We start from the raw sequence: 11,002 nt of genomic DNA, 5'->3' as shown, positions 1-11,002 counted from the left end.
AAATAATATATAGCACTAATAATATAGAAAATATAAAATAATTGGCTTTAATCTGAATCATTTTTATTTAACCCTATTATGTCAGACCAATGTTTTAAAATATTATCCTTAGTATATTTTTTAGCCGATAGATTAGCATTTTCAGCAAAAATTTGTCTTTTCTCTCTACAAGCTATTAAATCTATAATTTTATTTTCTAGCATTGCTATATTTTGGTTTTCAACTAAATAACCGTTATACTCATTCTTTATCACTTCGCCTGGTCCATATGGACAATCAAATGAGACAAGCGGTAAGCCAAAAGATTGAGCTTCAATTAATACTAATCCTAATCCTTCATAACGAGAAGACATTACCAAGAAAGAAGCTTTTTTATAAACATCTGATAAGTCAGGTTGATTACCTTTTAAGGTAACAGTTGTCAGATGATTTTTTGCGATATATTCTTCTAATAATATACGCTCTTTGCCTTCTCCATAAATCTCCAAGTACCAATCATTGCATCGTTCTTGAATGCCTTTCCAAGCTTCTAATAGGGCTAAAAAATTCTTTTGATAAGTTAATCGACCAATCGCAATAACCGTTTTTGAACTTATATCATAAGTATTATTTAATATTGTTACATCATAAGCTGATATATTAGGAATGCAAATAACATTTTGATGAAAACTATCATAATCAGCTTTATCTTTTTGTGTCAGTGCAATAATAACATAATATTTTTTGTATATTATTTTTGATAAAGTTCTGAGCCAAGATGAACGTGATTGAAAAGCGACATGTTCTAAAGAAAATAATTTAGTCTCTTTAGGAATCTTTAAGAAAGAAGAAAATACGGATAACTTTCCCATATTGTGAACCAATATAATGTTTGGCTTTTGATCTTTTATATACTGATTTAAATTTCTATAAAAATAAAAATAATTTTTTCCTAAAGCTTGAACTTCTATATTTTCATCTAATGAAAAATAAACACGATCTTTTGTTGTTTCTCTATTAACAATAGTAACAGTATAGTTTAATTTCTCTCTAAATAAATTTGCTAAATTACAAACCACTCGCTCTGTGCCGCCTGCATTTGAAAGATTATTAACTATAAATAGTATATTCATATCATTATCCTTGCGCATTAAGCACTATTTCTTTAGTAATAGTTTTTATATTCTTAGCATCTTTATCGTCATAGCTTTGTTTTATGATAATATTTCCTTTCTTACAATAATTTTTATATGCAATAAAGTACTTAGCGACATCTTGTGAAAACTTTATATCATTAATAAGTCTAATATCTCTAAAGTTAGATAATTTCATTACATTTGGAAAGCACTCATAAAATACTCTACCTAATATAAATACTGGCTTTTCTAATAACAATGCTTCATAACCTGCCGTACTATTCACAGTGATAACACCTTTTGAATGTATAATTAATTCCTTTATATTGACATCATAGTTAATAAGCTTTACATTGGGTAAACTACTTATTTTCCTATAAAACGCTAAGGACTGAACACCTTTAGCACTTTTATGATCTTTTACATATAAATATGTACCATAAGGTAAGTTATTTGAAATATTAATGATATTTACGTATTCATTAGTATATTCAGGAGCAAGAACTGAAGTTGATGATTCAGGGTGGTAATGAATAGGGTAAATATAGAAATTATCCTCTTTTATACATTTATCTAACTCAATTTTAGATAGATAATATCGATTAGATAGTTTCGTATTTTTATAACGACTGATATTTTTCACAACCTCAGCAAATATAAATTTAAATGGGTTACCAAATTGAAAATCATATTTGTAATCATATTTAAAACCTAACATAAAAAATCCATATAATTTTTTTAACTTTTGAAGTTTAAGCAACCTTAACGGTGATACATTATCCAGCCCATTACTTTTCATATAGTCAGGCTGTATAGAGGAAATATTTTTTTTGTAGTTTTCGAACCAAGCTTTATCTTCTTCTGAATGTGTTTGTTTAGCAAGACTAATTATTTTAGATACCTCCAAATCAATAATTGAGTTTTGTATCTCAAAATAATTAGGAATTCTAGACATTATTAAACCGATATATTTTTTATTTAATTCAATAGCTTTTTTGTATGCCATATATGCAAAAGTGTTTGATACATTTTCATACAAAATGCAGTCAATATTATTTTCAATAATAATTTTTTCAAAGAATTTATCTAAATTTTGTTTTACATTGATCCAATAATGAGTATTCCTCTCTAAATTATAGTTATGCACTAAAAAACGATCAAAATCAGAATAGAAAATATCCCCCCAAAACTCTTTCTTATCACCGGATTTGGGAGCAATGGATTCAGAAGTTAGAAAATTTTCTTTCAAATATTGATTAAAAAAATAGCTGTTTTTATTATTATCAATTTCCGCTATAGGCTCCAAATAGATAGAACGGATAGAGTCTATTGCATAATAAACAGCATGTCCCAAAGATTCTAACTCTTTGGCTATTTGATTATAAAAATATTTGTATCGTGGAGCATTATTAACAAGAATAAGAAAGTTCATTGTTATCCTCTTTTTTTAAAATAATGGAAGCATAATATAGTTTTACTAGAAATAGTCCTAGAAAAGACATTAATACACCATAAGCCACAGAATTATTAATATCTAACAAAATTAGGGAAGATGTTGCAATAAAAAATGTAATCATAGCCATTAAATGAGAAAAAAATATTTGTTTATCTTTATTATGAGAGTATAAGATATAATGAAAAATCATACTTAGACAATAAATGATATTAGCTATAAGAACGATATAAAACATATCAATATAATTTTTGTATATTTCTTTACCAATCCAATTTAATAGAAAAGGAGTAATGATAAGTAAACTAATGCTAATTAATATAGTAAAAATAAAAGTGTGGCTAGCTAGTTTCTTTACATGACTTAAAAAAAGAGTCTGATTATGCACATCTTTTATCATTTTTGGGTAGATAAAAGAAAATACTCCGCTGTCGAGAAATCCAATAAGAGAGTTAGTCAGTCCAACATAAAGGGAATATGCACCTACCAGTGTTAATCCATCTATGTGTTCTAACCAAATACGGTCTATAGTGCTGATTGCTCTAATGCAAAGTGTTGCCATTAAAAAAAGAAAACTTACTTTTAATCCTTTTTTTAGCCATAAAAAATCGATACAACTTTTATTAAAAATAATTTGTTTTTTTAATAAACATGAACCTATGGTTAAAGCGAGTAAATTAAAAACACTCCATAAAATAAATATAAACTCTAACGTTAATTCAGAAATATTTGTTTCAACAAGTAGCACAAGAATAAAACACCACAAACCTTGTCGGATAAAATTAAGATTATTTGCCCAGATATTTTTATGGAAAATAATAAGTAATCTTGAGATCTCTTGGTTAACATGCTCTAAAATCAACAAAACAATAAAAAATGGAATCCAATCAATCCCAAGTATGTTATAAGTAATAACTAAAACAATAGGTAAAAATAAAAAATAACTCGTTAGAATAAGGAATAATTGACTTTTGATATATTTCCACCATTCGGACTTATCCAATTTAACAAGCTCTCTCGTTGAGTAAGTATAAAAATCTAAACCAACTGCATATAAAGAATAAAATATAAGAACAGTTAATAACCCATAAGTTCCTACATCAGAAGGGAGTAAGTGCTTAGCCATATAAAAAATAAGCCCAAACTTCCCTAATAATGTAAGCCCTTTTATAGATATATTAAAAAGAGGATATATATTTTTTTTTGTTATCATATATAAATTAAGCAGATTATTTGCAAAACTCCGATGACATTCTTTCCCCTTTCTCCAAATCTTGTGTGAAAGTCTTACCCAAAATCTCTTTCAAATACTTTGGATGTAAACCGTAACCAGGGCGGATTGAACGAACATTATCTTCTGTAATTACGTCTCCAGCTTTTACATCTTTTACAACATAAAGCGAACGTGAAAAATCTTTACCTTTTTGTTGCTTTTCAGTAAGTTGATAATCAACTACTCCAATTGCTTTCTCGGCATCACGCACTGCTTTTACCATTTCAGTAAACTCTTGCTCATTCATTGAAAATGAAGCATCAGGCCCGCCGATTGAACGATCTAAAATAAAATGTTTTTCAATGATTTTTCCACCAAAACAGGTCGCTACCACTGGTACGGCACTACCCATCGTATGATCAGATAAACCTGCAATAACACCAAATCGCTCAGAAAAGTCTTGAATCATTCTCATATTGGCTTCCTCGATAGGTGCAGGATAAGATGATGTGCATTTTAATAATGCGACCTCTTTATTCCCCATTCTATAGCAAGCATCCAATGCCAACTGAATATCTTCTTCCGTTGCGATACCCGTTGAAATAATAACCGGCTTACCTTTTGAGGCAACATATTCAATCAATGGAATATCAGTAATTTCAAAAGAAGCTATTTTATAAGCGGGGACATTTAAATCTTCTAAAAAATCGACCGCACTTTTATCAAATGGTGAGGAGAAATAAATTAAACCTTCTTCTTCAGCAACCTCAAATAGCTCTTTATGCCATTCCCATGGAGTATAGGCTTCTTGATAAAGATCATGGAGATTTTTTCCGTCCCAAATTGTACCTTTAATCAGAAAATCATCTTTTCTTGAATCAATGGTAATCGTATCCGCCGTGTAAGTTTGGAATTTAATGCAATCAGCCCCAGCACGTTTTGCAGCACGAATAGTTTCTTTCGCTGTTTCAATGCTACCATTATGATTTGCTGAAAGTTCTGCAATAATAAAGGTTGGACTATTTTTATTGATTTCAAAATTCTTAATCTTCATTCTATTACTCTCTATAGTGCTAATCGTTGATATTCGGTATTCAATAAACCAAACTCATAAATATCATAAAACTTACCGTCTCTATGATAATGCTCTCGTAGGATCCCCTCTTGCTTAAATCCTAGTTTTTTATGAATTTGAATAGATTTATCATTAAAACCTATTGATTGCCCAAAAACTTTTCGAGATTGGTATTCATTGAAAATTTTCTCCAAACCTAATATAAGCAACTTTGTACCACTACCTTTTGGGCTATTTGGTTTAACATAAAATCCCCAATCAACTATTTTTCTATCTGATGTTAAAAAATTAATATTTAATACCCCAATGATATTGGCCTGTTCATCCACACCAAGTAAAGTTATTTTGCTGTTATCTTGTAAATAACGTTGAAACCATTCTTTGTGTTGTTCCAATGAAATAAGTTGTGTATTAAACATATATTTCCGGATTTCATCGTGATTACGTATAGCAAGAATTTCTTCTAAATCTGTATTAGATAATTCTCTTAAAATCATTATTTCTGTTCCATTTTTGATACAACACGTAACGCCCCATTACCATCAATTAATTTTTTGGCATTATAGGACATTTCTTTTAGCCTGCAAGCTGTTAAATTCTCAATTTTTTTTGCAATTTGATTTACTTCAACTACTTCTGCAATATTTGATGAATCTAAAATTTTCGCCACTTTCTTTTGATTTTCTGCTAATACCAATAGCAAAGTCGGCAAACCTAAACAACAACGCTCCCAAGATGCGCTTCCCGCTGCACCAATAGCTAAATCTGCATTTGCCATTCTCTCCGCCATATCTGTAGCATTGACTACAACATCAATATTTAATGTTGAATAAGCATTTGCTAATTTCTTAACGCTCTCAATATGTGGAGCCGTTTTTCCCATCACAACAGTAATATGAACATCATTAGCTAAATTTGCTTTTGTGAGCTCAAATAAAATCCTACTCGTCAGATTGTCTTTGTCGATTCCACCAAGATTGATTAAAATTTCTTTTAGTAGTGGTTCTTCGCGCCTTTTTAAACTGAAATTTCGGTACTTCGCAAACTCTGGCCGTAAAAGAGCATACCCTACACCAAGCAATGCCTGAGTTCTAATTGGATTTACTTGATGAAAATATTTACTAGCATCCGCATCCAAATTTTGGTCGAGCAATAAATCACATTGGTGCTTTCTATCTGCTAAATCATCAATTACCAAAATAGAAGTATTTGGATAGGTTTGATTTAGCTGTATTTCCCAATCTTCATCAAGTGCATAATGATCTACAACAATCCAATCTGGAATAACATTATTTTGCTGTAATTGTTCAATACTCTCTTTTACATCTTCTTCTTGTGTAGTACCTAGCCAATCAGAGTGATACAGTTTACCTACGCTATTTTCTGCAATAGTTTGATTTGATAGAGTCAAACAAAATACTGTATAACCTTTAGCTTGAATAACATCAATTAAGTTACCTTGATGTTTTCGACAAATAAAATAGCATTGATGTCCACGGCTTGCTAATAAATCAGCAAGCGTTAGGCAACGCATAATATGCCCTGAACCAATATTAATTGATGAATCCGCACGAAAAACAATATTCATATTATTTCATTTGCATGGCTTTAAATAGCCATTCTGCTCTATCCCAATCTTCTAGTGTATCGATATCTTGCACGCGATAACGTGGTAAAACAACAGCTCGGCTATTACCGCTGAAAACAGGTTTTGATTGGCAAAATGCTTCTGCTGTTCCCCAATAGAATTGCCCAGCATCATGGTAGGCTTCCTCTAAATCTTGAGAACGAGTTTGTTCAAATTCTGGTGAAAACATACTTACTGCATTTTCTTGCGATAACTTAACCGCTCTTTGAATTGGAAATGGAAAACTTGTGCAAGAGAAAGCATAATCTGCTTGATGTTTACTTAATAAATCAAGCCCTTTTTTTAAATCTTCAACCATTACAAATGGAGCAGTTGCATAGAGACAGCACACCTCTGTTGCTTCAAACCCAAGCTCTTGCATGGACTTAATGGCATGGGCAATGACAGGTACGGTTCCCGTAAAGTCATCAGAAAGCTCTTTAGGTCTCAAAAAAGGAATGCCTGCACCAAATTGCTTTGCTACTTCGGCTATTGCGGCATCATCTGTAGTGACAATGACTTTATCAAATAAATTTGATTGAATCGCTGTTTCAATAGAGTAAGCAATAATTGGCTTCCCACAAAAACTTTTAATATTCTTGTGGGGGATCCGTTTGCTGCCACCACGAGCAGGAATAACGGCTAATCGCATAAAATATCCTTTAATGCTGCAATAACGATGTCTTGTTGCTCAAAAGCCAACGATGAATACATTGGTAAACTAATTGCTTCTTGATAGTATTTTTCTGCTTCAGGAAAATCTTTCGATTTAAAACCAAATTGCTGATAATATGGTTGTGAATACACAGGAATGTAATGTAAGTTCACACCAATATTTCTTGATCTTAATTCATCAAACACTTGTTTGTGTGTTTTTTGAATTTGATCTAATTTCAAACGAATAACATATAAATGTAAGCCGGAATAACTATCAGGTAATTGCCAAGGTGTTATTACTGGTAAACTTTCAAGTAGTTCATCATAACGTTTAGCTAAGATATGACGAGCTTTAATAAATTCATCCAAACGTGACATTTGGCTTACACCAAGAGCCGCTTGTAATTCCGTCATACGGTAATTATAACCAAGGTTAATTTGTTGATAATACCAAGCACCATCAGGTTCTTTAGTCATTTTTGCAGGATTACGAGTAATACCGTGACTGCGGAACAATTCCATTTTTTCAGCTAATTCAGGATTATTTGTCGTACATAATCCACCTTCAGCTGTTGTAATGATTTTAACAGGATGGAAACTAAACACGGTAATATCGCTATACTCACAATTACCGACAGCTTGTCCTTTATATTTCCCACCGATAGCATGAGAAGCATCTTCGATCACGTAAAATCCATATTCTTTTGATAATTCACGGATTTTATCCATTTCACAAATTTGTCCTGTAAGATGAACAGGAACGACCACTTTAGGTAAACGGTTTTCTTGTTTAGCAATCTTTAATTTTTCAGCAAGTTTTTTGACTGAAATATTGTATGTTTTAGGATCAACATCCACGAAATCAATACTTGCACCACAATATAAACCACAGTTTGCAGAAGCTACAAAAGTGATTGGTGTTGTCCAAAGCCAATCACCTTTACCTAAACCTAATGCTAAGCAAGCAATATGTAATGCAGAAGTTGCACTATTCACAGCCAATGCATATTTCACATGACAATATTCTTTAATGCTGTTTTCAAAGGCTGGGACTTTCGGACCTTGTGTTAAAAAGTCCGACTGAAGTACTTGAATAACTGCATCTATATCATCTTGATTGATATCTTGTTTACCATATGGAATCATATATCCGCCTTATACTTCAAATGTTGGATCAACATGCTCTTTGATTAATTTTCGGAGGTTGTCGACAGTTTCCCATTCCGTATTTTCACCAGAGTTATAAGCAAAGCCTTCAGGTACTTTTTTGGCATTAAATGTGCGAATAAACTCATCTAAGTTCCAATTAGTAATGGTAGGAAGGATCGTATAATATTTACCGAGATCATAGGTATAAAATGAATCTGATGGCGTGATCATTTCTTCGTGAACTTTCTCACCTGGACGGATACCCACAACTTTATGTTCACATTCTGGAGCAATAGCAGCAGCCACATCTGTGATGCGATACGATGGAATTTTAGGAATAAAGATTTCACCACCCCATGCATTAAATAATGCATGCATAACCATATCCACACCGCCTTGAAGACTGATATTAAAGCGTGTCATATTAGGATCAGTTATCGGCAGAATACCCTCCGATTTCTTTTTGATAAAGAATGGAATAACAGACCCATTTGACCCCATCACATTACCATAACGTACAACGGAAAAACGAATAGGATTAGCTCCTCGAATATTATTGGCTGCTACAAATAATTTATCTGATGCTAATTTTGTTGCACCATATAAATTAATAGGTGCACAGGCTTTGTCTGTTGAGAGAGCTACAACACGTTCAACTTCTGTCGCTAAGCAAGCCTCAATAACGTTTTGGGCTCCATGAATATTTGTTTTTACGCATTCATCAGGATTGTATTCTGCAATAGGAACGTGCTTCATTGCTGCTGCGTGGATAACATAATCAATACCTTTTAATGCTCGTAACAAACGCTCTCTATCACGTACATCTCCAATAAAGAAACGAATTTGTGGATATTCACTATGAGGATATTCTTGAGCCATTTGGAATTGCTTTTGTTCATCACGTGAATAAATAACCAAACGTTTTACATCTGGATATTTTGATAAGATATGTTTAGTCAGTGCTTTGCCTAAAGAACCGGTTCCACCAGTAATTAAAATTGATTTGTTTTTTAACATAAAAACCTCATTATTATCTTGTATATAATTCAATTATTTTGGAATAAAAGCTTAGAAGCTCTTCTCGTATTTCTTCCCAAAAAACTTAGCTATTAAAAATGCACTTCCTTTTTTAAACCAATTAATTTTTTCGCCATAAACGAATGGAAGTTCTTTAATTTTTAATGGTGTTTCTTGTGAATATTGTTTTAGCCATACATTAAACAACAATCCACTTACACGACCGTAAAATCTCGCGTGAAATGTTGAATATTGTTCTGCAGGAATGCGTTTTTCTAATTCAAATAAAATTGGGAATAACCAGCTACAATAGTTATCTGTTAATTCTTTAGACATAATGAACATATTAAACATATACCCACTACGTTGCTTCATTACTTTATCAAAACTTTCCAAAAATTGACCGCACTTTTTAGCGATAATTTCACGCGTTACATCTAAATGTTCCCCGTGTAAAGTGTTAGCATAATGCGAATATAGCTTTTCAATATAGTAATTTCGGCGTTTCGGTACGATTACATCATATTTAGCCAATAAATCACTTGCTTCCGCTCCCGTCAAATACAATGTTTTAATAGGGTTGTTTCTTCTAGAGAAAATGTTTTTTGCAGTAAAAAATCCTCTGTAATGGATAAGCCCTATATAATCATTACTCAAATTTTTCCAAGCCTAATATAAGCCGGTTAATTCACAAAAATACGGATTTTTGACGGTATCGCCCGTATTATCTCCCTGATAACCAATATCTCCTTTACCTGATTTACCAACATGAACGGGAAGATACATATCATCTGAGGGCATAAAATATTGTCTATGCGTTGCGACAATAATGCAAATATCTTTATTATTCATAATATAATTCAATTGGTATTATCACTGTTATTTCTGGTAAAAAGACCTCTACCTAGGACAAAAATACTCCCGAAGATACCACCTAAAACAAAGCCAATGGCTAACAAAATTACCCGTTTCGGCCAATCTCTTTTTACAGGATAATCCAGTGAAGCCTGATAGCTATAAGCCTTTGCTTTAAGTGTTTTCACTTCTTCTTGTATTGTTTGTAATTGTTTTAGTTGTTCTTCAATTTGTTGGGATTGAAGACGTAAATAAGATTCACCATAAATAATGCGGAAGTCGCATCTAAACTCTGAGAAGGGCTAGAAGCAGAGGCTGAGGTGGTATTGGAAGAAACTTGATTTTGTCTATTTCCAGTTGGTAAAGTGCCCGGCACGACTCTAATATTAAGTGCTTTCTGGTTTTTTAAGGAATGCTCAATCGCTTGTTTTTCATTTGACAGTGCTTCAATTTTTTGGCTAATCATCAATTGAAATACATTTTTATTGAGTTCAAAAGCTTTGGCGCTAATGAAAGCAATAAATTGAATTAAGGTGTTTTGCGCGACCTTGGGGGTTTCTGCTGAAAAACTCAGTCGGTTGTCAAACATATCAGTATTTTTATTCGGATCAGGACGAGTGATAACTTATATTTACTCAAAAGGTTAGCTAAAATTTCACGCTGTGCCTTTTCGTTTTTTCCTTCTATTAAGCGTTTATATTCATCGGATTGTAGAAAAAATTCACGTCTTTCATTTCGAGAAAACGCTAATCGATCAAAACTGTTATATAACTGTTTAGATACCTCATCAACATTCAACGGTTCTTTTGAAAGTTGGGCAAAATTTAAGGGGCTGACGTAG

At 32.2% G+C, this 11,002-nt stretch carries 10 protein-coding genes and 2 pseudogenes; all 12 read right to left on the bottom strand.

All coding sequences use genetic code 11. The features are described 5' to 3' along the window. Window positions 1–47 precede the first annotated feature (47 nt). Window positions 48–1,112, bottom strand: coding sequence for a glycosyltransferase family 4 protein (locus tag BKK52_RS12745; RefSeq protein ID WP_158076057.1), 1,065 nt, complete (start codon window positions 1,110–1,112; stop codon window positions 48–50). Window positions 1,113–1,116: 4 nt separating this feature from the next. Beyond that, complete coding sequence (locus tag BKK52_RS12740) at window positions 1,117–2,547, bottom strand: capsular polysaccharide export protein, LipB/KpsS family (protein WP_077478858.1); 1,431 nt, start codon at window positions 2,545–2,547, stop codon at window positions 1,117–1,119. Beyond that, window positions 2,525–3,781 (bottom strand): MATE family efflux transporter, encoded by a 1,257-nt coding sequence (locus BKK52_RS12735; RefSeq protein ID WP_077478857.1) that lies wholly within the window; start codon window positions 3,779–3,781, stop codon window positions 2,525–2,527. Before BKK52_RS12735 ends, BKK52_RS12740 begins: the two co-directional genes overlap by 23 nt. 16 nt (window positions 3,782–3,797) lie before the next feature. Beyond that, window positions 3,798–4,835, bottom strand: coding sequence for a pseudaminic acid synthase (gene pseI / locus BKK52_RS12730; protein WP_077478856.1), 1,038 nt, complete (start codon window positions 4,833–4,835; stop codon window positions 3,798–3,800). A gap of 11 nt (window positions 4,836–4,846) precedes the next feature. Further along, window positions 4,847–5,353, bottom strand: a complete 507-nt coding sequence (gene pseH, locus BKK52_RS12725) for a UDP-4-amino-4,6-dideoxy-N-acetyl-beta-L-altrosamine N-acetyltransferase (RefSeq protein ID WP_077478855.1) — start codon at window positions 5,351–5,353, stop codon at window positions 4,847–4,849. Continuing rightward, window positions 5,353–6,444, bottom strand: a complete 1,092-nt coding sequence (gene pseG, locus BKK52_RS12720; RefSeq protein ID WP_077478854.1) for a UDP-2,4-diacetamido-2,4,6-trideoxy-beta-L-altropyranose hydrolase — start codon at window positions 6,442–6,444, stop codon at window positions 5,353–5,355. The genes pseH and pseG overlap by 1 nt, the downstream gene beginning before the upstream one ends. 1 nt (window position 6,445) lies before the next feature. Beyond that, window positions 6,446–7,135: a pseudaminic acid cytidylyltransferase gene (gene pseF, locus BKK52_RS12715; protein ID WP_077478853.1), complete on the bottom strand. Its 690-nt coding sequence runs from the start codon at window positions 7,133–7,135 to the stop codon at window positions 6,446–6,448. After that, window positions 7,126–8,286: a UDP-4-amino-4,6-dideoxy-N-acetyl-beta-L-altrosamine transaminase gene (pseC, locus tag BKK52_RS12710; protein WP_077478852.1), complete on the bottom strand. Its 1,161-nt coding sequence runs from the start codon at window positions 8,284–8,286 to the stop codon at window positions 7,126–7,128. Before pseC ends, pseF begins: the two co-directional genes overlap by 10 nt. A gap of 9 nt (window positions 8,287–8,295) precedes the next feature. After that, window positions 8,296–9,306, bottom strand: a complete 1,011-nt coding sequence (gene pseB / locus BKK52_RS12705; RefSeq protein WP_077478851.1) for a UDP-N-acetylglucosamine 4,6-dehydratase (inverting) — start codon at window positions 9,304–9,306, stop codon at window positions 8,296–8,298. 51 nt (window positions 9,307–9,357) lie between these two features. Beyond that, a pseudogene (locus BKK52_RS12700) lies at window positions 9,358–10,158 on the bottom strand (DUF4422 domain-containing protein). 217 nt (window positions 10,159–10,375) lie between these two features. Next, the gene (locus BKK52_RS12695) at window positions 10,376–10,750 is read right to left on the bottom strand and encodes a hypothetical protein (RefSeq protein WP_077478850.1); all 375 of its coding nucleotides are present in this window, start codon (window positions 10,748–10,750) and stop codon (window positions 10,376–10,378) included. Next, window positions 10,732–11,002, bottom strand: a pseudogene (locus tag BKK52_RS13795) (hypothetical protein); the annotation flags it as partial. The pseudogene BKK52_RS13795 and the gene BKK52_RS12695, both read right to left, overlap by 19 nt.

The organism is Rodentibacter trehalosifermentans (assembly GCF_002000545.1).
GTDB classification, from domain to species: Bacteria; Pseudomonadota; Gammaproteobacteria; order Enterobacterales; family Pasteurellaceae; genus Rodentibacter; species Rodentibacter trehalosifermentans.
Note: the sequence above shows the minus strand (reverse complement) of the source record. Positions and strands in the feature narration are given on the sequence as shown.

Bases quoted from the DNA above. Each gene is read 5' to 3' on its own strand.
- pseI (WP_077478856.1), bottom strand. From the start codon at position 4,835: ATGAAGATTAAGAATTTTGAAATCAATAAAAATAGTCCAACCTTTATT.
- pseC (WP_077478852.1), bottom strand. From the start codon at position 8,286: ATGATTCCATATGGTAAACAAGATATCAATCAAGATGATATAGATGCA.
- pseH (WP_077478855.1), bottom strand. From the start codon at position 5,353: ATGATTTTAAGAGAATTATCTAATACAGATTTAGAAGAAATTCTTGCT.
- pseF (WP_077478853.1), bottom strand. From the start codon at position 7,135: ATGCGATTAGCCGTTATTCCTGCTCGTGGTGGCAGCAAACGGATCCCC.
- BKK52_RS12695 (WP_077478850.1), bottom strand. From the start codon at position 10,750: ATGTTTGACAACCGACTGAGTTTTTCAGCAGAAACCCCCAAGGTCGCG.
- BKK52_RS12745 (WP_158076057.1), bottom strand. From the start codon at position 1,112: ATGAATATACTATTTATAGTTAATAATCTTTCAAATGCAGGCGGCACA.
- pseG (WP_077478854.1), bottom strand. From the start codon at position 6,444: ATGAATATTGTTTTTCGTGCGGATTCATCAATTAATATTGGTTCAGGG.
- pseB (WP_077478851.1), bottom strand. From the start codon at position 9,306: ATGTTAAAAAACAAATCAATTTTAATTACTGGTGGAACCGGTTCTTTA.
- BKK52_RS12735 (WP_077478857.1), bottom strand. From the start codon at position 3,781: ATGATAACAAAAAAAAATATATATCCTCTTTTTAATATATCTATAAAA.
- BKK52_RS12740 (WP_077478858.1), bottom strand. From the start codon at position 2,547: ATGAACTTTCTTATTCTTGTTAATAATGCTCCACGATACAAATATTTT.